Below are 24,939 nucleotides of genomic sequence, written 5' to 3' on the forward strand. Positions count from 1 at the left end.
GATAGAGATTGTAGAAAGTGCAATTAATTCATAGTTTTATTGAAAGCTTGGAGGCTTGCCAGTCAAATCTTCAAGTCTGGGAAGAATTCCTGGAATTTATTAGAGAGCGTAATTTTACACACGCTTCCTATAGCTACGGCTACGCCACCCGAGAAGTTCCTTCACATACTATTGAAGGCAGTTCTAATCTACTTCATGTGTCCTTAGCCGGTAAAAGCTGGATTACCAGTATTGATGCAACCGTTATTGAGGGATATCGAAAAAAACGCGCAAAAAATCTGGACCCAACCAGGAACTATCTTGTGTCACCTACATTGAAACCATCCTTTCACGGCAAAACAAAACTGGAACCAAACGACCCATTCTATGATGTTCGTTTTGAATTCATGGATCATATGCATGAAAATGGCCTTCGTTCCTTTCTACTTATTCCTATCAAACATTTGTTTGGTCGTAATAATGCTGATGTCAGCCTTTTCTGTGATATGGAAGTAGAAGATTTAGAAAATCAAATCGCACCGTCGGCAGTAAATGAATGCCATATTGCTGCACTTTACATGCATACGGTTTTCCAAAATCATATGCGCTATGTTTATGCCGAAGCACTTGGCATTAAGGGCAGACCATATGAAGTTCTGCAAAAGCTACATGCCGGTTACACCAATACTCAAATCGGGGAAATGTTAGGCATGTCAACTCCCACCGTATCCTTTCACTTGAAAGAACTTCGAGAAACACTTGATGTTGCATCAACACGCGAGATATTACCCACTGCCTTAAGGCACGGCATTCTGGATGGGTAAAATACCTAAATTCATTAACGTGCTATTGAGAATTTAATTTTAAAGTTATCTTAGTAGTATAGGCAGCGAGAGGATTGCCGGGTTAATGAGTAAACATCCAAACAAAATTGCTGTTGAATTAGATGCAACGGGCCTTATGTGCCCTATGCCAGTGCTGCGTGCACGTAGATTTCTTGACGATATGACAGTTGGTGAAATTTTACAGGTAACAGCGTCTGATCCAGCATCGGTGCATGATATGCCTGCTTTCTGCCGCATGGCAGGCCATAAGCTTTTAATGGCATATGTAGAAGACGACAATTATATCTTTGAAATTGAGAAATGCCTGCCCTCAGAGACATAGGGAAGAAATTATTTCTTCCCTAAAACACCTGCAAGCCAGCCAGCGCTTAAAGCCACAACAACGGCGGTTAAACCGTATAAAAATGGTGATCCATGAGCGAAGTCATAAGCGGCCCGTTCGAAACCTTCTTTACCAACATCTAACTTGATACGACTGCGATCTTTGATTTTACCGTCCTGAAACAAAAACGTTTCAACAATAAAATCACCAACGGGTACGTTCGCTGGCAAGTGGATATCTGTCCTGAAAAGCCCCTGCGTTAGCTTGGTAACGCTATCAAGTTCCTGGCGGAACAATTCTTCTCCAGCACGAAGGCGGAAAAGAGCCTCTCTAAAAGCGGGCTCGGGGGCTGCTACATCATCACCTGAGCGCACAACAAGTGGTAGGTAATCAAACCCAATACCGTATTTTTCAAACACAGCTGCCGGAGCAATTTCATCCAGGGACGCAGTTGCAGCAACAGCATAATACCCTGGGGCAGACGGGAAAGTGATATTCTGGTTATTAACCCAGATAACGCCAACCCTTTCTTTCTTGCGCACCACAGTTTCGCTATTTGGTCCGCGGACCACCACAACAACTTCATAAGGTGCACTATCTGGGTCCTTGAGCGATGTGCCCACCGCCCCAAACAAGATCAACTGTGCACCATCAAAACTGTAACGTATCTCAATTTTATTGTTCGAGAGATCGGTTACCAAAGCCATGGCGGGCGACGGTAAAACCACAGTTACAAACAGCATATAAATAAGAACAAGCAGACGCATCAATGACCACCCTGCTCTGCTGCTTCTGCAACACTGTATAGTTCTTCTGGCTCAATCACCAATCCAAAGCCCATCTTGATACACACGCCTAACACCATAACAGCAAGAAGTGCTCGCAGCTGCTCGCCTTTCATTTTAAGGCCAACACGCGCTCCAACTTGTGCGCCAATCACCGCGCCGAACAACAATAGAACTGCAAGGAAGATATCCACTGTTTGGGTATTCACTGAATGGAAGATTGTGGTTAGTGCTGTAACGAAAATAATCTGGAACAGAGATGTTCCCACAACCACATTGGTCGGCATACCAAGGATATAAATCATGGCTGGAACCATGATGAAACCACCACCAACACCCATAATCGCCGCTAAAACACCCACAAGCATACCAATAGCAAGTGGCAGGATTGCAGAAATATAAAGGCGAGATTTACGGAAACGCATCTTAAATGGCAGTGCATGTATCCAGGCTTTATGACGATCTTCCCGAGAAAGCTTTGGCGGCACATATCCTGTATACTGACGGTATATGGCCCGCATACTTTCCCAGAACATCAAACCACCAACAGATCCAAGGAAAACCACGTAAGCAAGGGCGATCATCAGATCAACCTGCCCCAGTGATTTCAGATATGTAAAGACCTGTGCCCCAAAGAAGGAACCAATAGCACCGCCCACAATAAGGACCGCTCCCATCTTTACGTCCACACCTTGCCTTCGCCAGTGCGCCAGCGCACCCGATACAGAAGCTGCAGTAATTTCATTGGATTCAGTCGCCACAGCAACAGCAGGCGGCACGCCAGAAAAAATTAACAGCGGTGTCATAAGGAAACCGCCACCAACTCCAAACATGCCTGAAAGAAAGCCAACAACAGCCCCCATTCCAATCACCAAAAATATGTTCATGGAGAGTTCGGCAATCGGCAGATAAAGAGGCATACTGTTTTGGCCCTGAAAATAGCATGAAGTACGGAAGAAGGTCCGGTACCTGACATTCAGTTATTCTTAATACCCTAAGCTAAAAATAGAATTAAGATCAATCCCGCATAAGGTCTTTTATGCAATTCAGATAAGTTTTTTTATCTATTCAAACCCGAAAACCACACGATTCGGTGACTTTCCGTTATCTCTTACTATCTTTCTTGGCTCAAAACCCCCAATTCCTTCGGGAATCCAGTGCCTTATAAAAGTGACTGAGAAACACTTGACGTTAACGTCAACGGAACATATTTTAATGTTCAGCATTAAAGGATGGTTTCATGTCAAAACAAGAAAACAGAACCTATTCAATTCAGGATCTCGCAACCGAGTTCCACATAACCCCCCGGACCTTGCGGCACTATGAAGAGCAAGGGCTCATCGCACCGCAGCGCCAAGGCCAAACACGTGTCTATAGCGGTGCTGACCGCGCCCGCCTTTCCTGGATACTCCGAGGTAAGCGAGTTGGTTTCTCCCTCGCTGAGGTAGGTGAGATGTTGGACTTGTATGATATTGGCGATGGCCGCCAAACCCAACGTGAAGTCGCTGAAAACCGTTGCCGCGAAAGAATAACAGCCTTGAAGGCCCAACGGGACGATATTAACGCAACCATCGTGGAGCTCGAAGGCTTCTGCGATCTGCTTTCCAATTTGAAACGCTGTGAAAAAACCGGCCAGTGGGTTGATACCACAACCGGCGAAATCATGAGCAGCTTCAACCCTGAATAAACAAATTAATAAGATCTCAACATAGATAGGAACACCCATGCCAAGCTATAAGGCCCCTGTAAAGGACATGAGTTTCGTTTTGAATGAAGTGCTGAACCTCAGCCAGTATTCACACCTTCCGGGTTACGATGAAGCAACCCCTGATCTAATCTCCGCTATTCTTGAAGAAGGTGCGAAGCTTTGTGAAAACGAACTAGCCCCCCTTAACCTTTCAGGTGACCAAGAAGGCTGTCACCGCGCAGAAGACGGTTCTGTAACAACACCGAAAGGCTTCAAAGAAGCATACGCAAAATATACTGAAGGTGGCTGGCCTGGCCTTACAGAAAACCCAGATTTCGGCGGTCAAGGCATGCCTCACACACTTGGTTTCTGTCTTGAGGAAATGATGGTGTCTTCAAACATGGCGTTTGCTATGTATCCTGGCCTTACAGCTGGTGCACGTGCTGCTATCAATATTGATGGTACTGACGAGCAAAAGCAAACATACCTGCCGAAAATGATTTCTGGTGAGTGGACAGGTACCATGAACTTGACTGAACCACACTGTGGCACAGATCTTGGTATGCTGCGCACTAAAGCAGAACCAAATGATGATGGCTCCTATGCAATCTCCGGCACGAAGATTTTTATCTCAGCCGGTGAACACGACATGGCTGATAACATCATCCACCTTGTTCTTGCACGCTTGCCAGATGCGCCAAAAGGCGTGAAAGGTATTTCGCTCTTCATCGTGCCGAAATTCAATCTGAATGAAGATGGCTCCGTTGGTGAGAAGAACGGCGTCTCTTGTGGTTCCATTGAAGAAAAAATGGGTATTCACGGTAACTCTACTTGTGTGATGAACTATGACAACGCGAAGGGTTTCTTACTAGGCGAACCTCACAAAGGCCTGCGCTCTATGTTCATCATGATGAACGCTGCACGTATTGGTGTTGCTGTTCAGGGTTATGGCCTTTCTGAAGTTGCTTACCAAAACGCTGTTGAGTATGCGAAAGACCGTATCCAAGGCCGTGCCCTTACTGGCCCTAAAATGCCGGAAAAAGCAGCTGATTCCATTATAGTACATCCAGATGTACGCCGTAACCTTATGAACGCCCGCTCTTTCAATGAAGCAGCGCGCGCGGCAGCTATGTGGTGTGCACTTCTTGTTGATGTATCACATAACGAACCTGACGAAGAAAAACGCCAGTGGGCAGATGATATCGTTGGTCTTCTAACTCCTGTGATGAAGGGCGTGTTTACCGATCGCGGTTTTGAATATTGCGCTAGCTCGCAGCAAGTATTTGGCGGCCACGGTTATATCTCTGAATGGGGTATGGAACAGTTTGTCCGTGATGCACGTATTACTCAAATTTATGAAGGTGCAAACGGTATTCAGGCGCTTGATCTTGTGGGCCGTAAACTTCCCGCAAATGGTGGTCGCGGCATTCAGGCTTTCTTCAGCTATGTAGGCAAATTCCTGTCTGCCAACAAAGAGAACGAAAAGCTTGCTGATTTCGTGAAACCACTCAGCAAAGCACTGACTGATCTTCAAACAGCAACAATGTGGCTTGTGCAAAATGGTATGGCAAACCCAGATAATGCTGGTGCCGCTTCTACACCATATATGCACCTGTTTGGCCATGTACTCCTTGGTTTCCAGTGGGCACAAATTGCAAAAATTGCAACTGAACAACTGGACGCAGGCACAAGTGACCCTACCTTCTATGAAAACAAGTTAATCACAGGCCGTTATTACATGAACCGCCGCATGCCGGAAACTGCAGCCCTTCTTGGTGAACTGCAAACGGGTGCAGAAGATGTAATGGCGCTTGACGCAGCAAATTTCTAAGCCGCTTGGCACACTGAAAGGGATATTAAGAATGACTGATGCTTATATTTATGATGCTATCAGAACACCGCGCGGACGCGGTCGTAAAGATGGCTCGCTCCACGAAATTACACCAGTTCAGCTTGCCACTCAGGCGCTAGAAGCAATTCGTGACCGCAACGACCTTGATACATCTGTTGTAGACGATGTGGTTCTTGGTTGTGTGGCTCCGGTTGGTGAGCAAGGTTCAAACATTGCACGTGTTGCAGCGATCAATGCTGGTTACGCAGAAACTGTTGCAGGCTTCCAGCTGAACCGTTTTTGTGCGTCTGGCCTTGAAGCTGTGAACGTAGCAGCAGCAAAAGTTATGTCTGGTGAAGCAGATATGGCAATCGGCGGCGGTGTTGAAAGCATGTCACGCGTACCAATGGGGTCTGATGGCGGCGCATGGCCGATGGATCCATCTGTAGCGTTCGACAGCTACTTCGTACCACAAGGTATTTCAGCTGATCTTATTGCAACAAAATACGGCTATAGCCGTGATGATGTGGATGCATACGCTGTTGAATCCCAGAACCGTGCGAAAGCATCTTGGGATGATAACCGTTTTGCAAAATCCATCGTGCCAGTGAAAGACGTTGTAGGCATGACTGTGCTGGACCATGATGAGTTCATGCGCCCTGAAACAACAATGCAGTCTCTTGGCGCTCTTAAGCCATCTTTCGTACAGATGGGTGAATTCGGTTTTGATAACGTTGCAATCCAGAAATACCCAGAAATTGAACGTATCAATCACGTACACCATGCTGGTAACTCATCCGGTATCGTAGACGGCTCTTCCGCCATTCTCGTTGGCACAAAAGAAATGGGTGAAAAGCTTGGCCTTAAGGCACGTGCTCGCATCCGCTCGATGGCATCTGTTGGTTCTGAGCCAACAATCATGCTTACAGGCCCATCTTTCGCGGCAGAGAAAGCACTGAAACGTGCTGGCATGAGCACATCAGATATTGATGTTTGGGAACTGAACGAAGCGTTCGCTTCTGTTGTTCTGCGCTTTATGGAAGCACTGAATATTGATCACAGCGACATCAACGTAAACGGTGGTGCTATCGCGATGGGTCACCCACTTGGTGCAACTGGTTCCATGATCCTTGGTACTGTTCTTGATGAGCTTGAGCGTTCAAACAAAGAAACAGCGCTTGCTACACTTTGTATTGGTGCAGGCATGGGTACAGCAACAATCATCGAACGCGTTTAATCGCCAACTGATATTTTCGGGGATATTTGAAAATGACTGAAACAATTCGTTTTGAAGTAGATGGCGATGGCATTGCACTTCTAACAATCGATCTGCCAAACACAGGCATGAACGTATTCAACGCACAGCTTATCGAAGACCTGGACACATGTGTGGATAAGGTTCTTGCTGATGATGCGATCAAAGGTGCGGTTATCACATCTGGTAAGCCGGCGTTCCTTGCGGGTGCTGACCTAAACATGCTTGGCGGCCAGGCTGGCGGCGATGCAACACCAGAAGAAGCTTTTGAAAGCGCTTTCCGCTTGAATAAAATCCTTCGCAAGATGGAAACAGGCGACAAGAACCGTAAAGTTCTAGCAAAAGAAGGTACAAAACCTTTTGCAGCCGCTGTTAACGGCCTTGCGCTTGGTGGTGGTTTCGAACTCGTTCTTGGTTGTCACTACCGCGTGCTTGCAGACGTACCTAGCATGCAGCTTGGTTTCCCAGAAGTTCAAGTTGGCCTGCTTCCAGGTGCTGGCGGTACACAGCGTCTACCACGCCTGATTGGTATTCAGGCAGCAGCACAAGCAATTACAACAGGCAAGCCTTTCAAAGGCCAAATGGCTGTTGGTCTTGGTATTGCTCAGGAAATCGCACCGCTTGAAGATGTGGTAACGAAAGCCAAAGAATGGGTTAAAAAATCTCCTTCTGCGCTCGCTCCGTGGGATAAGAAAGGCTTCAAATACCCAGGTGGTTCTGGCGCAATGCACCCAGGCAGCGTGCAAACATTTGTTGGTGCGAACGCTATGGCTCAAAAGCAAACACAGCATAACTACCCTGCGGTTCAGGCGATCCTTTCTTGCCTGTTTGAAGGTGGTGTTGTTGATTTCGATACAGCGATCCGTATTGAAAGCAAATACTTCATGAGCCTTCTTGCTGATCCGGTTGCCGGCAACATGATCCGCAGCCTGTTCATCAACAAGCAAGCAGTTGAAAAAGGTTCCCTTCGCCCTGAAGGTATCGAGCGCAAGAAAGTGAAGCGTCTTGGTATGCTTGGTGCTGGTCTTATGGGTGCTGGTGTTGCTTATGTTTCTGCGAAAGTAGGCATGGAAGTTGTGCTGTTAGACCGCGACGAAGCATCTGCCGAAAAAGGTAAAGACTACAGCCGTAACCTTGTGAAAAAAGGTGTTGAGCGCGGTAAGGTTTCTCAGGAAAAAGGCGACGCACTTCTAGAGCGCATTACAACAACATCTGATTATGCTGACCTTAAAGACTGTGATTTGATCATCGAAGCAGTGTTTGAAGCAGAAGACATCAAGAAAGATGTAACCGAGAAAACAGAAGCCGTTATTGGTGATGATATTGTGTTTGCATCAAACACATCCACACTGCCAATTACTGGTCTCGCGAAAAACTTCTCTCGCCCGCACCAGTTCATCGGTATTCACTTCTTCTCACCAGTAGACAAGATGCCTCTTGTTGAAATCATCATGGGTGAGAAAACTGATGATGCAACACTTGCTCTAGCGCTTGACTATGTAAGCCAGATCAAGAAAACACCAATCGTTGTGAACGATAGCCGTGGTTTCTACACAAGCCGCTGTTTCGGCACATACGTAACCGAAGGTTACGCGATGGTGAAAGAAGGCGTGAACCCTGCGCTTATCGAAAACGCTGGTAAGATGGCTGGTATGCCTGTTGGCCCACTTGCTGTGGGTGATGAGGTTGCGCTTGATCTATCCTACAAAGTGGGTATGGCAACGAAGAAGGCGCTTGGTGACGCATACGTAGAAAGCCCGGCAGACGGTTTCGTTGAGAAAATGGTTGTTGATCTAGAGCGTTTCGGCCGCAAGAACGGCAAGGGTAACTATGTGTATCCTGAAGACGGTGGTAAGAAATACCTGTGGCCTGGCCTTCAGGATCATTTCCCGCTATCCGACGAGCAACCAACTGTAGACGAAGTAAAATCACGTTTCATGGTTCGCCAGGCTGTGGAAGCAGCTCGCTGCTTTGAAGAAGGCGTTCTTATTGATGCCTCCTCCGGCGATATCGGTGCGATCTTCGGCTGGGGCTTTGCACCATTCACAGGTGGCCCGTTCAGCTTTATTGACACATACGGTGTTGCTGAATTCGTAGCTGAAGCAGACCGCCTTGCTCAAGCATACGGCGCACGCTTCACACCACCGCAAATGCTGCGCGATATGGCTAAAAAAGGTGAAACTTTCTACAGCAAAGGCGACACACGAGGCCGCCTCGCTGCATAAACCAGCTAAAAATTAGCCAAAAGAAAAGGTCGCTTCGGCGGCCTTTTTTATTGGAAAATCCTGCACCATAAGGGGGTGGCGCAGGCTCGTAAGCTAAGGTAAATGAACCACCTGAAAACCGAGCGATTCTAATGAATGAGCCAATACAAGGGAAAAGAGTGGCTCAATCATTACTCTATTTGACGACAACTAACCTCTTCACATTCCAAAAGAATTTTCTAAGCCGCAATTATTTTTCAAAAACTTCTTGCTTTTATGTTGTTCCATATGTACCCCTTAATCACACGGTACATATGGAACAACATAAAAATGCAAATAATGATAGACATCGACAGCAACACTCCAATGTTCGCCCAGCTGATTGAACAGATCAAAAAGGCGGTGCAGACGGATTCCATCAAGCCGGGAGATGGATTGCCTTCAATCAGGCAGCTCGCCAACGACTTGAATGTGAACAATAAAACAGTGGCAAAAGCATACCAATTGCTCGAGCGCGACAATGTTATTCAAACCAAGGGCTACAGAGGCACCTTTGTGCATCCTGATGCCAAGGCAAACTGTAGCTTTGATTTGAATGCATGGGTTTTTGAAAAACTCAGCGAGACGATAGAGACACTCCGAAAAGCAGGTGCAACAGACAGTGAAATCCGTATCGCCTTCGGGGATGTAATCAACAATAGAACCTTCAAAGAAAAAGAGGCGTAACATGGCTATCACGACACTCATTCTGTATCTAGCTTTCCTTAGCCAGATATTCCTGCTTTCCTTTTACTATCCATCGAGATTTATAAAACGTGCTCGGTATGTAATTGAAACATATCCGCCTACGGATTACCCAAAACTGTACCCCAGTTCATTCGGGTATGATTCCAAGGCTGCATATACAAGTGGATTAACCAGTTACAAAGTCATGAATGGTATCGCTATTTTGGTGGGCCTAGGGCTTCTCACCTGGGCAATCTACACAGGATATACCCCGAGCCCAACAGGTGGTGAAGAAGTCATCATAGTAGGATATCTGTTTGTGCAATCTTTCCCACATATAAGGGCAGAAATAGCAGCCTACCAGCAACTTAAAGCAATGCAGTATTTCGACAAAAGCACCAAGCGAGTAGCTGAGTTAGCACCAAGAAAATTATTTGATTTCGTTTCACCAATAGCGGTGTTGGCCGCAGCGGTTCTTTTCGTCAGTTGGCTTATGTTCTTCATTTCATCAGAAGGTTCCATTACAGAATGGCAAGACAACGTTTATATCTCGCTGACAATACTTATCGCTGTTCATGTCGGCTATATCTTCGCGATACGGCAAGCTCTACACGGCAAAAAGCAAGACCCCCATCAAGCTACGAAAGACCAACTGGGTGCAATTGAAACCAAAGTGAAAATGTATGTTTATTCTCTGATTTTCATGAACCTGTTTCTACTGCTCAACACGGCGATTGAAATATCAGGGCATGAGGTTCTCGACCCTATCGCTACTACTATATATTTTCAGGTCTTGGTTGGCTGCATCATGGAACTATTATTCCGTACCCATAAGGTTGAAACCATTGATTATGAGGTATACCGGGGAACCAGCTCCCAACAATAACAATACCCTAGCTCCAACTGGTGGCTGCCCCTACGGCCACCTTTTCTAACTCCGTAGTACACACCTTTTCACTCCTGCCAAAAACTGTCATGCTCCTTCCTTATCCTTTACTGAGAAAAGGAATAGCCATGGCCTATGATGAATATTTAACCGACCGTTTCAGAGAATGCCTGGAAGGTATTATGGATATCTCTGAAAAACGAATGATGGGTGGCGTGTGCTTTCTTATAAACGGCAATATGATTGGTGGAGCTGACCGCACTAAATCTGGCGAAGGCCGGTTCATGTTCCGTGTGGGCAAAGAAAATGAAACCGAAGCCCTAACAAGAGAAGGGGCAACTATCATGGAACAAGGTGGCAGGCGCATGAGCGGCCTTATTTTTGTTGCAGAAGATGCTTGCGAAGAAGATGAAATATTACAGGATTGGGTTTCACTTGCTTTAAGCTTTGTCTCTACCCTTCCACCTAAATAAGGATAACATCATGGCTGGTTGGCATTTTGACCCAGAAACCATTGTATTTCTGAATGACCTGAAAGCGAACAATACCAAAGATTGGTTCACAGAAAATAAGGCTCGTTTCACGGCAGACTACAAAGAACCGGCTGATTTCTTTAAAAACATTATGCAACACCAACTGGAAGACGCATTTGGCGAAAGCTATAATGCTAAAATATTCCGTATTTATAGGGACTTGAGATTTTCCAAAGATAAAACTCCCTATAATACCCATCTTCATATTTCTTTTGTACCATCGGGGCTGAAAAGCCTCGCCTGGTATTTTGGCCTACAGGCCGAAAATCTGGTGCTTGGTACGGGTGTATTTGGTTTTGAAAAAGACCGCTTAAATAACTTCAGAGAAACCATTGTCAGCAAAAAAGGGGATCAACTTGCAGATATCCTGGCTGATTTACAGGAAAATGGTTTCCGCATTGGTAAACCAGATCTGAAAAAGATACCGCGGGGTTTTGATGCAAACCACCCTAATGCCTACCTACTTCGCTATAAAGGTTTAACGGTATGGCGCGACTTTGCTGATACAACACCAGCTACATCCGGAGATTTGATTGCTCTTTGCACTAAAACCTACCGGGAGATGAAACCCTTCTTTGATTGGATGCAATCTTTCTATCAAAGTTCTTGAACTTCTTTCGCAGGCTCTTCAGTTTCCTCTGTTGACGGTGCATCTTTAAGACGTCCTGTGATCTCTTGTGTACGAATATACTGCTGGTACATATAGGGAAGGATAGTCACACCTTCCGCAAACTGGGATGCATAGGTGATTATGGCGAATACATCCCCCATATTAGCACCAATCAGCAATACGGAATCGTAAAGAGAAAAAGCAATCATCAACACCACAAACATATAGGTCAGGCCAAAGTTTCTGGCTTCAAGATCAGAAAGAGCAATCCTGTGTTTAACAAGGCTTCCGAAATGGCCTTCAAGCTTTTCCTTCTGCCGGCTCATGAAGACCCGCGCCCTTGCCTCAAGCTCATTGTTGATGAGTTTATTCAAGGAAATCATACGCTTCTTAGACAAGAGAAAAACCAGACCAATAAGAAGCGCAGCGCCCACAGCCACCGTCCCTGTTAAGGGTGCAATGATAAAGAGCATGATAAGTGCGCCGCCAATAGCGAACACTGACGTCAATCCCATCGGCAGTTCATTCTCAAAGAAATCAATCACTTCCTTTAGTAGATCTGCCCGGCCAATGGCAGGAGACAAATCATCGTGGTTTTCAATTGCTTCCCCAGAAATATCTTCACTGATTTCCCGGTAAATAGCCCCATAAGCACGAGTATCATAGAAACGCCGGAGAGTGCCAACCACGATCATTCCAACTTCAACGCCAAGAAAAATATAAATGCCCAACCATTCTTTCCCCACCAGGCCGTTAATTGCCATACCAAGGGCCAAGGGCTCAAGAACCCTTAACAAGTTCTCAAGCACCAACATTAAGAATGTAATGGATATCTTGCCGCTAAATTTCTTTAGAATTTCACCGTGCGTAATGTTTTCCAAGACCATCGCCCCTACCCGCTGTTCTATTTACAGGTTTGCATATTTTTTTTCCAAAGCCCCTAATCTTTTTTGGGTTCCCAATCAGGCGGCAAGAAAAATGCTTTGATTTTATTGCCGAGACCAGGTGCGTTCCACATACGTTTAGCGAGCCATGTAAAACCGCAAAAGAACACTACAAGCGGATTTACGCTGTTGATTGGTTCTGTCACGCCGTAAACAACCTTCTCTTTTTCTTCTTCAAAGGTACCGAACATACGGTCCCAGATAATGAAAATACCGCCATAGTTCTTATCCAGATACTGAGGGTTGGAACCATGGTGTACCCTGTGATGAGAAGGCGTGTTCATCAAATATTCAATCGGACGAGGAAACTTACCGATAGTTTCTGTATGTAGAAGTGTTTGATACCCTTGTACCATTGCTTCAGCAAACAATATCAAGATTGGATTGAGTCCCATCAGCACCAAAGGCAAATGGAAGAAAATCGGTATAATACTATCTAGTGGACCAAATCGGTACGCTACCGAAATATTAAAATATGGCGAGCTATGGTGCACAGCATGTGTGGCCCACCCAAAGCCCACTCGGTGCATAAAACGATGCTCCCAATAATATGCAATATCCGCTAATATGAGCGCAGCTAGTATAGTCCAGCCATTGATTGGGAGTTGAACAACCTCAAGGTAATCAGCTGTTAGATAAAAAATGCCGAGGTAAAAGCTAAAGATAGCAAGGCTGATTCCAATCATGCCAACAAGCGTTAAAAAATTTGCAATCGCATCACCAATGATATTCCAACTTAGTGCTTTTCTCGCAAACAACTTTATCAGCTCAAAACCTAGAAAGAGCATAGAGACAACATAGATCCAGTCGCCAATTACAATCTCAAGGCCATAGATTTCCGTTTCAGTGAAAGGAGTATTCAGAAATTCCATCATATCCACCTCCCCTTACTATTTATAATAATGCATTTTTACAGACACTGTCCGTGTTTCATTGCCAACAGGCACACTGGCCTTGCGGAAGGATGGCTGATCAAGCGCATGTCGCGCCCCCGACATACCATATCCTTCAAGCGGTTCGTCGCCTCTGATATCGAAAACCCCATTTGCGTTTTCATCATGAAATAAAACCACAGCATAGTTACCTTGCGGTAAATCATGAAAACTAAAACTAGCCGCCTTACTCTTCAGCTTCATGGTGATAGCCGCGTATGCTGCACGCTCATTATTATTATCATAAGCACGTTTGGTATCATGAATAGCCACCATCAACTGGCCTTTTGCATCCCTGATATTGGTTACATGCACAGTTAAAGTTCCTGTCTGCTCATTTTTAGTGGGCTTTACTTCTATACTCCCTGCGGAACAAGCAGTTGTACTTGCTAAAATAAAAGCGCTAGAAACAAGCAAGTTTTTAATGTTCATTGAACGATCCTTCGTTTATGATCAATTTTGATAATAAATAGGGATTGAATATTAAATTGTCAATATTGACAATTTATGGAGACATATATGGCACGCCCAAGTGTGAAGGAAAAACGTACCGAGGAAATTTTAAACGCGTTTGAAAAATGCGTTGCTCGCTTTGGTGTGGAAGGTTCAACGCTTGAAAAAATTGCTGAAGAAGCTGGCCTCAGACGTAGCCTTTTAAGACATTATATCGGTAACAGAGACGAACTGATTGATGCCCTTATTGCACGCTATATTGAACGTTCAGATGCTGATATGCAACTGCTGGCAAACTCTCTGAAAAATGCATCTCCCCAGAAAATCATTGATTACCTATTCTATGAGGAAGGCGATCTTACTGCACAAGTATCCCAGGCTTTAATGGTTGCAGCTCCGGAACATGAAAACATCAGGAAACAACTTACAAGATGGACAAACGATTTCCACGATCAACTTACCAATATTCTTAAAGCCATATACCCTGATGCAACCAAGGACAATCTTCATATCGTGAGTGCTGGCATTGAAGGCATTTATCTGAATGCTGTATCTTTTAATGTGTTAGACGATATGGAAAATATGAAGGCTGCATCAAAAGCAGCAGCTTTAAAGCTCTTACAAACACTTGATAAGACATAACCCCTGCGCTTGCCTAAGTTACATACTTTAGTTTAACCTACAAGATACCGATGTGATAAACTAAATTATGCTTGGGCCTATTGTTGATTAACGCCGAACAATTCATTCAATCAACCCTTCAAAAAGCCCACGGCTTTCTGCAGAATAATCAGATTGTCCATTCAGAAAAACTGGTCCGCGATTTACTTAATCAATATCCCAATGAACCCAATAGCCTGCACCTGCTTGGCCTCATATATAAAAAAAACAATCAATTCGATGCCGCTGTTAGCTCTCTTGAAAAAGCCATCCAAAACGGCGCAGATACAATTGCCGTTAGCAATAGCCTTGGCAGCACCTATTATGCTCAGGGTAATTATAAAAAAGCACTAGACACTTATGATAAAGTTCTTAGTGCCCAGCCACACCATGCTGATGCGCTTTATAACAGCGCTTTAACAGCAATCGCACTTAACGAAGGAAACACAGCACTGAATTATGCCCAAACCGGCATCATCAATTACCCAAATGACCCTAAGTTTAAATATATTGAAGCACAAGCTCTTGGCCAAACAGGGCAAATAGATGCTGCCATAGAAAAATATGAATACCTTTTAGAGCTCAACCTTTATGATTTTCAAACTCTATATGCCCTAGCCGTTTTGCTTAGGGAAAATGGCCGCTTCGAAGAGGCTAAAAAATATATCCTTATTGCTACCAGAGCATTGCCAAAATCCAAGGAAGCCTGGTTTGTGCTGGCTAACATCCACTATCAACTTGGTGAAGCAGAGGAGGCGGATATCGCCTTCAGACGTGTATTAACACTCGATCCAATAGACACAGAAACACATCAGCTTCTTAATAATCTGTATTTCGAATTTGGGTATAATGACAAGTTTGCAAAATCTTTTGCGATTGGTATCGCACAGGCGCCAACCTCAATTCCATTACGCATCACAGAAATTGATGCCTTGTTACAAGCAGAGCGATATGATGAGTGTGCTGCAGCATTAAAAAAAGCAGAAAAAGATCTAGGTACTCAAGCCGTTCTCAAAGCGCGATTTGGCACACTATGCGCCAGGAAAAAAGACCTTGAAGGCGCTGTTGATTATCTTGAAACCGCTCATCAGCTTTCTCCCGAAGATCCAGCGATCGCTACTTCGCTTGCACGTTACATGATTGGTATCGGCAAAGATACCGAAGCGCTTGATATTCTTGATACCGCCGAAAAAACAACGCCATTTGATCAAAACCTCTGGGCGCTGCGTGGTACCGCTTGGACAATTATGGGTGATCACAAAAAAGCAGATTGGCTTTTTGGATATGACCGCTTTGTAACTGCGCGTCATATAAATCTTCCAGCTGGTTATTTAGAACCAGAGGAATTTCTCAATGATCTGACTAATCAGCTAAATACACTACACACCGCTCAAAATGCCCCCATAAATCAAACGTTGAAGCATGGCACTCAAACTATCGGGCAATTACTTGAACATGATGTAGCTATTATTCAGTCATATAAACAGGCCCTTCAAAGCACCGTACAAGATATTATCAACGCTCTTCCAAATGATGATGAGCACCCATTTTTAAAAAGGAAAACGGGCGCATTCCGTTTTTCTGCCAGCTGGTCCGTTAAGCTGACACAAACAGGCTTTCACATCAGCCATGTACATCCAGCAGGCTGGTTATCAAGCGCTTTCTACGTTGCATTTGATAAATCCACTGTCAGCGATGATCCATCTCGCCCTGATGGATGGCTTCATTTTGGTGTACCAGGTATCGATCTGCCGGGAAAAGAGGTGCCGCCAGCTCGCCTTGTTAAACCTGAACCCGGGCTTTTAGCACTATTTCCATCCTATTGCTGGCACGGGACTAACCCCATTGTGGGCAACGGCGTTCGCTTAACTGCCCCTTTTGACGTGTTACCCATTTAACCATCAATACAATTCGAACCTTCGACACCAGCCATAAAAAATGCCCGGCCATTAGCCGGGCATTCATATTTAGGGAGATTAAGCTTCTCTATCTAGGGATTAGAAGCTGAATTTAGCACCAAAGAAGATGAAACGACCGCCAGCTTCATAAACACCTGCAACAGTGTTTGCTTCCACGTTAGCAGTTGGTGATGGGCCAAATGCTGGGAGTACTGGTGGGTCATTATCAAATACGTTACGTACACCAGCACGTAGCTGTACATTCTCTGTAGCGTCCCAGAATACAGTCAGATCGAAGTAGTGTTGAGCTTCAAGTGTAGCACTTGTTAGCTCACCGTTACCTTCGTCAGCAAATGTTGTGATTTCGCCAGTGTCTGTATCGATAGAAGAGATACGGTCAACTGCAGCGAAATAACGCCAGTTTGCAGCTACTGTTACATCCCAAGGTGTCTGCCAGTTAGCGTTCACAATGTGACGGTATGTGAATGTTGGGTTACCACAACCTTGGTCGAAGAAGCCAACACAGTCGAATGTACCTGCACCAGGAAGCGGCGTAGATGTGTTTTCGAACTGGTATGTAGCAACATAGCTAAGAGCTAGGTCACCCCAGTCTTCGCCAATGCCAAAGTTGTAAGCAACTTGCCAGTCAAGACCTGAAGTTTTGAACGCACCGATGTTTGTGTTTGTTGTCACAATGTTCGCTTGCTCACGTGGGAAGAAAGTAAGCGAGCCATCAGGACCACGGTTAATCAGGTTACAGAACTGTGCATCACCTGTATCAAGACATCTCTGTAGAGTGAATGATGCAGGGATTGTGCTTACTACATCAGTGATATCGATATTGTAGTAATCAACAGATACAGACAGACCAGGAATAGCTTCTGGCTGAATAACAACACCAACAGTGAATGTATCAGATGTTTCAGGCTGTAGGTTCGGGTTACCACCAACAAGAACGTTAAGCTGACCAGAATCAGGTGGAATAGCACCGAACTGAGCTGCTGTTACACCTGTATTCGCACATGCAGCAGCTGTAGCTGTTGGTGCATCATCTGTACCGGCGAAGCCCGCACATGGATCAGATAGCGAAGTCAGGTTTGTATTCTGTGGTAAGAATAGCTCACCAATGTTCGCCGCACGTACCGCACGCTGATACTGAACACGGAAACGGATGTCATCAACTGGTGCCCAAGAGATACCAAGTGAGTAAGCGTCCGCACCGAAGTCACCGCCTTCAACGTTGTTTAGAATATCAGTAGAGCTGTATTCAGAACGACGATAAGCACCTGTCAGTGTAAGTTCTTTCGCAAAGTCAGCACCCTGAATAATAGGAACCTGAACCTCTGTGAAGAAGTCATACACTTCTGTTTCACCGTTAGTTGGTAGTACAGCACCACCAGAACCTACGAGACTACCGCTTTGGTTAGTACCATCAGCCTGTGTGCGTAGACCATCACGACGGAATTCGAAACCGAATAGAACCGCAACGCCATCGTCAGCCCAAGGTGTAGCAAGACCGTAATCTGTTAGGTCACCGTTAATTGTACCACCAAACACTGTCTGAGTAATAGAACCCTGAGTAAGAGTTGGTGTATCTACATATTGACGTAGAGCATCAGCATCAACTGTTGCGTTCGGGTCAAATGCTGTTGTGAACGGAATACACGCAGGATCAGTACCATCTACTACAGAACGACAAACAGGGTTGCCGTTTGCATCTGCTACGATATCAAGTGAGTTCGCTAGGTTAGCACGTGTAACCTGGTTAAACTGTAGACGAGCAAGATCTGTACGACCTAGCTGACCAAATGCATCCCAGTTCCAGTTATCGTCAAGCTCACCACGTAGACCATATACCAGACGGTAGTTTGCAAGAGTACGGTCATCTGTACGAGGACCACCTTCTACGAAACGACGACGAACTTCTGCTTGTACGAAACCGTCACCATCTGGATCACGTGAGAAGTTACCGTTTGAATCAACTGTACCACAAATTGTTGCAAGGTTATCGCCAAGAAGTGGGTTATCACAGTTAACCTGGTTGATAGATGAACCAAACGCCGCTGAAGGCGCAATGATTTGTGGAGAGTTAGAACGTGTATAACCGAAGTCAGCATATGCTTCGATATTGTCAGTCACGTTGTAACGGCCAGAGAAACCAGCGTTAATACGCTCAATCGCACGACGTACTGGGTTAAACGGGTTAAAGTTAAACGCGTTATTGAAGCCAGACGACAGTGAACCATCTTGGTTCAAAGAGAATGAGCCACCGCCAATAGCTTCACCATCAGATGAAGTCACTGGAGACAGTACAAATGTTGTCGGGAATGGACCCTGGTTAGAACCTAGACAGAATGGATCGCCACCAAACTCACCAAGCGCACAACGAGCAAAGTCACGGTCGCCCTGTTGTGTACCGTTTGAATCTAGGTAGCGGAAGTAAGCTGTTACGTTACCACGGCCATCATCAAGGTTAGCACCGATAACACCAGAAATATCGATAGTGCTATTGTCTGTTACACTACCTTGAACTGGATCTTCGCCAAGATCTTCAAGAGCCTGACGAGCGAAGTCTGAACTGTTATTACTCTGGTTAAAACCATATAGAGCATCAAGTTCAATACCTTCGAAGTCTCTCTTCAAAATGAAGTTTGCTACGCCGCCAATCGCGTCTGAACCATATACCGCAGATGCGCCACCTGTAATAATTTCCACACGCTCAACAAGCTGTGCAGGAATCAGGTTAATATCAGATGGAATACCACCCTGTGTCGGAGAACCGTAAGGTAAACGTTTACCGTTTGCTAGAACGAGCGTACGAATTGCGCCAAGACCACGCAAGTTCAAAGTGGATGTACCGTTAGCACCGTTAGCAAAAGAACTGTCCTGAGCAACGAATGCCTGAGGTAACTGGTTAACCAAATCAATTGTGTCAACAGCACCAAGGATATCAAATGCCTCAGCTTCCAGTACCGTTACTGGACTTGAAGATGTAATGTTTGGACGCGAAATACGCGAACCTGTAACTACTACTTCCTCGACCTCTGTGTCGTCTGCATCTTGTGCTGCCACGGACACACTACACATGCCCATAGCAATTGCAGCTGTACTCCCCAGTAACGCTGCGCGGCGGAATAAAGATAGATTATCTATCACTTTGAAATTCCTTCCCTTTGTTGTTGCCTTTAGTTGAATATTGGCAAGCCCCCAACTAGCCCTGCGGCGACTTGCTAATAGGCTTAAACTTTCACGGGCGACGGGAATTTTCCGAGCTAAATGGTTAGTATAGATTGGCATGTTCACAACATTTTCAAAGCATTGTGATCTTTAAGTCACGCCTTTTATTTAGGTTAATTACAGTTTATTTATAGATATAATTTTATAAGTAAATATTAGTTAACGACGACTCTTATAATATGTATATTTTATTTATATATTTATTATATGTAAAAATATTTACTTATCTATACTTTAAAAAAAATAGTTTTAGAAAAATATATCTATTAAATAAACTTTTATGGATATATTTTACTATTAAAATATGAATAATTTTGTATTTTGTTTTATACTATTGAGATTAATATTATAATTATATAACTATAGTTTATATCGTATAAACTATAAATTAACACGTTAAACGCGTATTTTAAGTTAATAAACTAATAGTATATTTTGAAAATGATCGTGTTTATGAGAGAAAAGAATCAATCAAGGACACATCAATGCAACTACACATCGACCCCGTTTTTTCTCAAAACAATCTACCTATTCATATGGGTATTTTAGATTATTCTGTTGAAGTTAAGGCATCAGCACCCGCCCTAATCCACTCAGTGGAAGACGGTGCCGAAGTTCGCATGCAAGAGCTTCTCGGGGAAGCTGCCTCTGCTGACCCCGTGATCAGCGGCGTTCGTACTGCATTTAAAACACTTGGTAAAGACCCAAGTCGCTACCGTCCATCCTCTGAAGCCCTCACACGCAAAATACTTGCTGGTAAAGACCTGTACTTTGTGAACAACGTTGTTGATTGCGGGAATCTTGTTTCTCTTATGACTGGCGTTCCCATTGGCTGCTATGATGCAGATAAAATCTCAGGGGATATTACTCTGCGAAAAGGACTGGAAAACGAAGAATATACGGGGATCGGAAAAGGCACCATAAACCTGGAGAACCTTCCACTTCTAGCAGATAATGACGGTCCTTTCGGCACCCCCTTTTCCGACAGCGTCCGGACAGCTGTAACCGATGACACAACCAATCTGCTGTTTGTTCTCTACGGCATCAATGTCGAAGTGGGGCATATCGAAGCCGCTGCGGAAATATCAGATACCCTTATAAGTCGTTTTTGCACAGCCGATTAGCTCTTGACCTTTTACAACCGCAATATAACGTAACGCCCATATAAGGGGTTATGTTATGCGTATCATTTCATTAGTTTTTTTCTGTTGTACTTTACTCGCACAAAGCCACAGCACCGTTGCAGCAGATAATTATTTTCAAATTTTAAACACCTATCATGCCGTTAAACTCCATCTGGATAAAACGCCAGAAGCAGGCAAAATGAAAGCGGCATCTTGGCTTCGCCTGAGAAACCAAACGGGGAAAGCGACGAACACTATTCCAGTGCTTCTAAATCCGGGCCTCCGTATCTCTAAAATTACTAAAGGTAACAAGCCGCTGAATTTTACCCAAAAAATTGCTGGGTTTGAAGATTGGTCCACGCTTGAGCTGAATACTGTTTCGATTAACTTATTAACTCCCTTGAAAAACAAGGGCACAATCGAAATCACTCTCTATTTTGAAGGCAACCTTCAACCACTTACCGCCAGCGGTATGGGATATGTAAAAGAATATCTTTCATCTGAATTCACCATTCTAAGAACAGAGAATTTTTCACTGCCAGTCATCTCTGAACCAGATCAATCAAGCCTTGGGGCCGCTGCACGGCTACAAAACTACTCTACCAGAATGACGTTGGAACTACCGGAAGGATACATTCCCGCAGGCAATCTAAAGATCAAAGAAACAAAATTACTAAATGACAGAGTTGAATATGATCTTAAAAGCGACGGAAAAATCCCTTTCACGGTAATTCCTATCGCACCCTATAGGCAGCTCAAAAACCACTCTGCTGTTCTAAATTATTTCGAAGATCAAATCACAACCGCAACCACCTTGCATCAACAATCAGAAAAAACACTAAAGCTGCTTGAAGGCTGGTTCATGCCGCCTCAAGCGAAAAAACAATTGGTAATCACCGCTATCCCAGAAGGTTATGGCTCCCAGAGAATGCCTGGATTGATCATTCAGGATAGTGCTACATTTGCGCCCGAAAATTACAATGAACTTTATCACGAACTAGCGCATATATGGCATCCCAAAGAGCGTGTTAGTAAACCAAGCCGGTGGAATGAGGGTCTCGCCACCTTCCTTGAAGGCCTCATTTCTACACACTTCAATGCAGAATACGATCTAGCAAACTATAAAGAAGAGCTTTTCCAACGAGCAAAGAAACAGCTTGCGGACATGCCCAAACATGCCGATACACCACTACAAAACTATGGTGAGGAAGACATAACAGATTTAGCATATCTGACGGGTGCTGTGTACTTTGCTTTATTGCATGAGAGCCTGGGGCAGGAACGTTTCATTACTCTTCTCAAAGAACTTCAAAACACCTATGCGCTGACCGGCATCTTTAATGAAGATTTCTCAGACTTTATGAGGAAAAACCTCAAAAATCGAAATCTTCGCAAATTCGCGGACAATTGGTTTTCAAAAGGTACGATCGGTCAAGACCTGACAAACGTCAATTCTTTCACTGATCTGATGGCACTTTATAAACAAACCAGTTTCCAAAGTTAGCCATAAACTGGTCTGCAAACAAATTTGCCCAATATTCAGGAAAACAGCTTCTTGAAGGGTAAATTTATGAGCGTAGAAAATCTCGAATATGAAACACTGGATGTAGCGGTAAATGGACATATCGCTACAGTCACCCTTAATCGCCCAAATAAACTGAACGCCATGAACGGTGCCATGTTCCGTGAAATTGGCGAAGCTTTCAGACAGCTAGATACCGTTCCAGCAGTCAGAGCCATTATCCTCAACGCTAACGGCAAACATTTCACGGCAGGCCTGGACCTGAAGGAAAGTGGCTCTGTTCTTGGCGGTAACGATGGTGACCCAGCACGAGCGAGAGAAAAACTCCGCCGTCATATCTTGTTTTTACAAGACTGTTTCACTGCCCTTGAAGAAACGCGCGCACCTGTTATTGCTTGTGTACACGGGGCGTGCCTTGGCGGCGGTATTGATTTGATCTCAGCGGCTGATATGCGGATATGTACGGAAGATGCATACTTCACCATTCAGGAAGTGAACGTTGGAATTGTAGCCGACGTTGGCACACTACAGCGCATGCCTCATCACCTGCCCCAAGGAATACTCAGAGAGCTTTCCTATACCGGCCGCAAATTCACCAGTGCAGAAGCCGATAAATACGGTTTTGTAAACCGAGTTCTGCCAACAGCAGAAGCTGCATTAGATACAGCAAAAGAAATGGCACAACTCATTGCATCAAAAAGCCCTCTTGCAGTAAGTGGTACAAAAGCGGTACTTAATCATTCTAGGGATCATACCGTTCGCGATGGGCTGGACTATGTAGCAACATGGAACAGTGGCCAATTGCTGGGTGAAGATTTAATGAAAGCTGCGAGTGCGGCCCTCACACGTCAGGAGGTCGAATTCGCCGATTTGCTCGAAAGTGACGACTAAATGTTTGAATCGTTAACGCCGATCATTGAATGGCTAAAAGAATATGGTGATGTCCTTGGGGGCATTGCCGCAATTTTCGCAATCACAACTGTTGCGTTAACGAACGGCAAAATCATTATGCACCGCATGCGCGGTGAAACACCTACACAAACTCTTGGCATCGCCCCTAATACAGGATCAACTGCGCTTGCCACAGGCGTAAGAGATACAAGCTTCATTGATGCACCAGGCCCATCTCCAGAATTCGGCGGTAAAACGGCGATCGCCATTTTACCCATAAAAGAAATTGGTGATATCCAAGAACACTTCTCTGATGGTCTAATTGAAGAGCTTCTTGCAGACCTTCAAAAAGCAAAATTAGCGACACCTGAAAAAAACACTGTCGCTCAGTTAGCTTCCCAAGGCCTTGGTCCCCAAGAAATTGCACGCACATTAAGTGTTGGCTATGTGCTTTCAACAAGCGCTCGCATGCAAGACGATAAAATACGAGTATCAGCACAGCTTGTGGATCATTCTGGTGCTAACATATGGTCTGATCGCTTCACTGCAGTTGGAGATGATTTGTTTGCTATTCAGGAATCAATCGCTGCAAAAATTGTTGCTCGTATCTCAGAAGAATTAAAACCGACACAAGTGGGCAAAAACCCGGAAACCGGTCGATCATACGCGACACAAAAAGAAGCTCTATACGCTACCTCGTCGCCCAAAAATCGCTCGGTTACTCTTTTACTCTGTTTCCTAATCGGCGTTTTCGGCATTCACCGATTTTATGTAAGGCGCCCTTTCACAGGATTCCTGTATCTCATAACCTTCGGCTTCCTTGGAATTGGCCTTTTGATTGATCTTGTGCTTATTCTCTTCGGCGTATTCACAGACGGTAAAGGTCGCCCTGTACGTCTATGGGCACCAGATCCGCTCATCACACAGCAACATCACGCTTAATGACTGCTGACGTTAAAATTTGCGGCATTACGGAAGCTGAGCATGCCAAAACGGCTGCTCACGCTGGTGCTCGTTGGCTTGGCTTTGTGTTCTTTGAAAAAAGTCCACGTAATCTCACCATTGAAGCGGCTCGCTCTCTCGGCCCGAAATTACCTTCAGGCCCCAAAAAGGTTGGTGTGTTTGTAAACGCTTCAGACGAACTTCTGGGGCAGGCAATCAATGCCCTTTCTCTTGATGTCGTACAACTACACGGCAGTGAGACTCCAGAGGATGCAAAACGTATCAAAGAGAAGTTCGGTGTACGCATCATCAAAGCGTTTGGCGTTAGTACATTAGAAGATCTTAAGAAAGCTGATCCATTTACCGGAATTGCAGATCGAATTCTCTTTGACGCAAAACCGCCAAAAGGAGCCGTCCTCCCGGGCGGAAATGCTGTTTCCTTCCCTTGGAATATCTTAAAAGGTCAGGAATTACCTTACCGCTGGATGCTCGCAGGTGGTCTTTCCGCCGAGAATGCACAGCAGGCGATTGAAGAAAGTGATGCTCAAGCCCTTGATATCTCTTCTGGTGTGGAGAATTCACCAGGTAAAAAATCTAATGTGATGATCGAAGCCTTTCTTCAAGCCGTAAAAAGCGCTACATAAACTCCCCAAACAGTAAGAGTGAGCAAGTT

Annotated in this window: 23 protein-coding genes; 17 read left to right on the forward strand and 6 right to left on the reverse strand. The window is 44.8% G+C overall.

The window, feature by feature from the left end; translation table 11 throughout:
• Window positions 1–17 precede the first annotated feature (17 nt).
• On the forward strand, window positions 18–803 hold the full coding sequence (locus tag MF542_RS17785) for a response regulator transcription factor (RefSeq protein ID WP_247017412.1): 786 nt from the start codon (window positions 18–20) through the stop codon (window positions 801–803).
• Window positions 804–888: 85 nt separating this feature from the next.
• On the forward strand, window positions 889–1,146 hold the full coding sequence (locus tag MF542_RS07105; protein WP_247017414.1) for a sulfurtransferase TusA family protein: 258 nt from the start codon (window positions 889–891) through the stop codon (window positions 1,144–1,146).
• An 8-nt stretch (window positions 1,147–1,154) separates the two neighbouring features.
• On the opposite strand, the gene MF542_RS07110 is transcribed toward MF542_RS07105, so the two are convergent.
• Both MF542_RS07110 and MF542_RS07115 read right to left on the reverse strand, forming a co-directional pair.
• Window positions 1,155–1,913: a TIGR02186 family protein gene (locus MF542_RS07110; RefSeq protein ID WP_247017416.1), complete on the reverse strand. Its 759-nt coding sequence runs from the start codon at window positions 1,911–1,913 to the stop codon at window positions 1,155–1,157.
• Window positions 1,913–2,851 (reverse strand): sulfite exporter TauE/SafE family protein, encoded by a 939-nt coding sequence (locus MF542_RS07115; protein ID WP_247017418.1) that lies wholly within the window; start codon window positions 2,849–2,851, stop codon window positions 1,913–1,915. The genes MF542_RS07110 and MF542_RS07115 overlap by 1 nt, the downstream gene beginning before the upstream one ends.
• Window positions 2,852–3,171: 320 nt before the next feature.
• Between MF542_RS07115 and MF542_RS07120 the strand changes: the two genes are divergently transcribed.
• The 8 genes from MF542_RS07120 (at window position 3,172) to MF542_RS07155 (ending at window position 11,663) form a co-directional block, all read left to right on the forward strand.
• Window positions 3,172–3,618 (forward strand): MerR family transcriptional regulator, encoded by a 447-nt coding sequence (locus MF542_RS07120; protein WP_247017420.1) that lies wholly within the window; start codon window positions 3,172–3,174, stop codon window positions 3,616–3,618.
• A gap of 37 nt (window positions 3,619–3,655) precedes the next feature.
• On the forward strand, window positions 3,656–5,449 hold the full coding sequence (locus MF542_RS07125) for an acyl-CoA dehydrogenase C-terminal domain-containing protein (protein ID WP_247017422.1): 1,794 nt from the start codon (window positions 3,656–3,658) through the stop codon (window positions 5,447–5,449).
• Window positions 5,450–5,480: 31 nt separating this feature from the next.
• Entirely contained in the window at window positions 5,481–6,686 is a 1,206-nt protein-coding gene (locus tag MF542_RS07130) for an acetyl-CoA C-acetyltransferase (protein WP_247017424.1), read from the forward strand.
• Window positions 6,687–6,718: 32 nt separating this feature from the next.
• The gene (locus MF542_RS07135) at window positions 6,719–8,929 is read left to right on the forward strand and encodes a 3-hydroxyacyl-CoA dehydrogenase NAD-binding domain-containing protein (protein ID WP_247017426.1); all 2,211 of its coding nucleotides are present in this window, start codon (window positions 6,719–6,721) and stop codon (window positions 8,927–8,929) included.
• Window positions 8,930–9,247: 318 nt separating this feature from the next.
• Window positions 9,248–9,634, forward strand: coding sequence for a GntR family transcriptional regulator (locus MF542_RS07140; RefSeq protein ID WP_247017427.1), 387 nt, complete (start codon window positions 9,248–9,250; stop codon window positions 9,632–9,634).
• Window position 9,635: 1 nt separating this feature from the next.
• A complete protein-coding gene (locus tag MF542_RS07145) occupies window positions 9,636–10,520 on the forward strand; it encodes a hypothetical protein (RefSeq protein ID WP_247017429.1) in 885 nt (294 codons plus the stop codon).
• Between the two features lie 128 nt (window positions 10,521–10,648).
• Complete coding sequence (locus tag MF542_RS07150; RefSeq protein ID WP_247017431.1) at window positions 10,649–10,993, forward strand: TfoX/Sxy family protein; 345 nt, start codon at window positions 10,649–10,651, stop codon at window positions 10,991–10,993.
• A gap of 10 nt (window positions 10,994–11,003) precedes the next feature.
• Window positions 11,004–11,663, forward strand: a complete 660-nt coding sequence (locus MF542_RS07155; RefSeq protein ID WP_247017433.1) for a DUF2461 domain-containing protein — start codon at window positions 11,004–11,006, stop codon at window positions 11,661–11,663.
• Here MF542_RS07155 and MF542_RS07160 read toward each other — a convergent pair.
• The 3 genes from MF542_RS07160 to MF542_RS07170 are packed head-to-tail and all read right to left on the reverse strand — an operon-like array spanning window position 11,651 to window position 13,971.
• Window positions 11,651–12,544 (reverse strand): ABC transporter six-transmembrane domain-containing protein, encoded by an 894-nt coding sequence (locus MF542_RS07160; protein ID WP_247017434.1) that lies wholly within the window; start codon window positions 12,542–12,544, stop codon window positions 11,651–11,653. The two genes, MF542_RS07155 and MF542_RS07160, sit on opposite strands and share 13 nt — an antisense overlap.
• Window positions 12,545–12,603: 59 nt before the next feature.
• Complete coding sequence (locus MF542_RS07165; protein ID WP_425531246.1) at window positions 12,604–13,479, reverse strand: sterol desaturase family protein; 876 nt, start codon at window positions 13,477–13,479, stop codon at window positions 12,604–12,606.
• Window positions 13,480–13,497: 18 nt separating this feature from the next.
• Window positions 13,498–13,971 carry a DUF2141 domain-containing protein gene (locus tag MF542_RS07170; protein WP_247017438.1) on the reverse strand — a complete coding sequence of 158 codons (474 nt, stop codon included), beginning with the start codon at window positions 13,969–13,971 and terminating at the stop codon, window positions 13,498–13,500.
• 87 nt (window positions 13,972–14,058) lie between these two features.
• On the opposite strand from MF542_RS07170, the gene MF542_RS07175 reads away from it, so the two are divergent.
• A complete protein-coding gene (locus tag MF542_RS07175; protein WP_247017440.1) occupies window positions 14,059–14,634 on the forward strand; it encodes a TetR/AcrR family transcriptional regulator in 576 nt (191 codons plus the stop codon).
• 83 nt (window positions 14,635–14,717) lie between these two features.
• Window positions 14,718–16,550, forward strand: coding sequence for a 2OG-Fe(II) oxygenase family protein (locus MF542_RS07180; protein WP_247017442.1), 1,833 nt, complete (start codon window positions 14,718–14,720; stop codon window positions 16,548–16,550).
• Between the two features lie 99 nt (window positions 16,551–16,649).
• On the opposite strand, the gene MF542_RS07185 is transcribed toward MF542_RS07180, so the two are convergent.
• Window positions 16,650–19,706: a TonB-dependent receptor domain-containing protein gene (locus MF542_RS07185; protein WP_247017444.1), complete on the reverse strand. Its 3,057-nt coding sequence runs from the start codon at window positions 19,704–19,706 to the stop codon at window positions 16,650–16,652.
• 566 nt (window positions 19,707–20,272) lie between these two features.
• Here MF542_RS07185 and MF542_RS07190 point away from each other — a divergent pair.
• The 5 genes from MF542_RS07190 to MF542_RS07210 all read left to right on the forward strand — a co-directional run bounded on the left by MF542_RS07190 (window position 20,273) and on the right by MF542_RS07210 (window position 24,910).
• On the forward strand, window positions 20,273–20,911 hold the full coding sequence (locus MF542_RS07190; protein ID WP_247017446.1) for a B3/B4 domain-containing protein: 639 nt from the start codon (window positions 20,273–20,275) through the stop codon (window positions 20,909–20,911).
• A gap of 55 nt (window positions 20,912–20,966) precedes the next feature.
• Entirely contained in the window at window positions 20,967–22,415 is a 1,449-nt protein-coding gene (locus tag MF542_RS07195; RefSeq protein WP_247017448.1) for a M1 family aminopeptidase, read from the forward strand.
• A 66-nt stretch (window positions 22,416–22,481) separates the two neighbouring features.
• The gene (locus tag MF542_RS07200) at window positions 22,482–23,324 is read left to right on the forward strand and encodes a crotonase/enoyl-CoA hydratase family protein (RefSeq protein ID WP_247017450.1); all 843 of its coding nucleotides are present in this window, start codon (window positions 22,482–22,484) and stop codon (window positions 23,322–23,324) included.
• The gene (locus MF542_RS07205; RefSeq protein ID WP_247017452.1) at window positions 23,325–24,266 is read left to right on the forward strand and encodes an NINE protein; all 942 of its coding nucleotides are present in this window, start codon (window positions 23,325–23,327) and stop codon (window positions 24,264–24,266) included.
• Complete coding sequence (locus tag MF542_RS07210; RefSeq protein ID WP_247017454.1) at window positions 24,266–24,910, forward strand: phosphoribosylanthranilate isomerase; 645 nt, start codon at window positions 24,266–24,268, stop codon at window positions 24,908–24,910. Before MF542_RS07205 ends, MF542_RS07210 begins: the two co-directional genes overlap by 1 nt.
• Window positions 24,911–24,939: the final 29 nt, after the last annotated feature.

The sequence above is a fragment of the Kordiimonas laminariae genome (assembly GCF_023008165.1).
Taxonomy (GTDB): Bacteria; Pseudomonadota; Alphaproteobacteria; order Sphingomonadales; family Kordiimonadaceae; genus Kordiimonas; species Kordiimonas laminariae.

Coding starts and splice junctions, on each gene's coding strand:
- MF542_RS07105 (WP_247017414.1), top strand. CDS start 889: ATGAGTAAACATCCAAACAAAATTGCTGTTGAATTAGATGCAACGGGC.
- MF542_RS07110 (WP_247017416.1), bottom strand. CDS start 1,913: ATGCGTCTGCTTGTTCTTATTTATATGCTGTTTGTAACTGTGGTTTTA.
- MF542_RS07115 (WP_247017418.1), bottom strand. CDS start 2,851: ATGCCTCTTTATCTGCCGATTGCCGAACTCTCCATGAACATATTTTTG.
- MF542_RS07120 (WP_247017420.1), top strand. CDS start 3,172: ATGTCAAAACAAGAAAACAGAACCTATTCAATTCAGGATCTCGCAACC.
- MF542_RS07125 (WP_247017422.1), top strand. CDS start 3,656: ATGCCAAGCTATAAGGCCCCTGTAAAGGACATGAGTTTCGTTTTGAAT.
- MF542_RS07130 (WP_247017424.1), top strand. CDS start 5,481: ATGACTGATGCTTATATTTATGATGCTATCAGAACACCGCGCGGACGC.
- MF542_RS07135 (WP_247017426.1), top strand. CDS start 6,719: ATGACTGAAACAATTCGTTTTGAAGTAGATGGCGATGGCATTGCACTT.
- MF542_RS07140 (WP_247017427.1), top strand. CDS start 9,248: ATGATAGACATCGACAGCAACACTCCAATGTTCGCCCAGCTGATTGAA.
- MF542_RS07145 (WP_247017429.1), top strand. CDS start 9,636: ATGGCTATCACGACACTCATTCTGTATCTAGCTTTCCTTAGCCAGATA.
- MF542_RS07150 (WP_247017431.1), top strand. CDS start 10,649: ATGGCCTATGATGAATATTTAACCGACCGTTTCAGAGAATGCCTGGAA.
- MF542_RS07155 (WP_247017433.1), top strand. CDS start 11,004: ATGGCTGGTTGGCATTTTGACCCAGAAACCATTGTATTTCTGAATGAC.
- MF542_RS07165 (WP_425531246.1), bottom strand. CDS start 13,479: ATGGAATTTCTGAATACTCCTTTCACTGAAACGGAAATCTATGGCCTT.
- MF542_RS07170 (WP_247017438.1), bottom strand. CDS start 13,971: ATGAACATTAAAAACTTGCTTGTTTCTAGCGCTTTTATTTTAGCAAGT.
- MF542_RS07175 (WP_247017440.1), top strand. CDS start 14,059: ATGGCACGCCCAAGTGTGAAGGAAAAACGTACCGAGGAAATTTTAAAC.
- MF542_RS07190 (WP_247017446.1), top strand. CDS start 20,273: ATGCAACTACACATCGACCCCGTTTTTTCTCAAAACAATCTACCTATT.
- MF542_RS07195 (WP_247017448.1), top strand. CDS start 20,967: ATGCGTATCATTTCATTAGTTTTTTTCTGTTGTACTTTACTCGCACAA.
- MF542_RS07200 (WP_247017450.1), top strand. CDS start 22,482: ATGAGCGTAGAAAATCTCGAATATGAAACACTGGATGTAGCGGTAAAT.
- MF542_RS07205 (WP_247017452.1), top strand. CDS start 23,325: ATGTTTGAATCGTTAACGCCGATCATTGAATGGCTAAAAGAATATGGT.
- MF542_RS07210 (WP_247017454.1), top strand. CDS start 24,266: ATGACTGCTGACGTTAAAATTTGCGGCATTACGGAAGCTGAGCATGCC.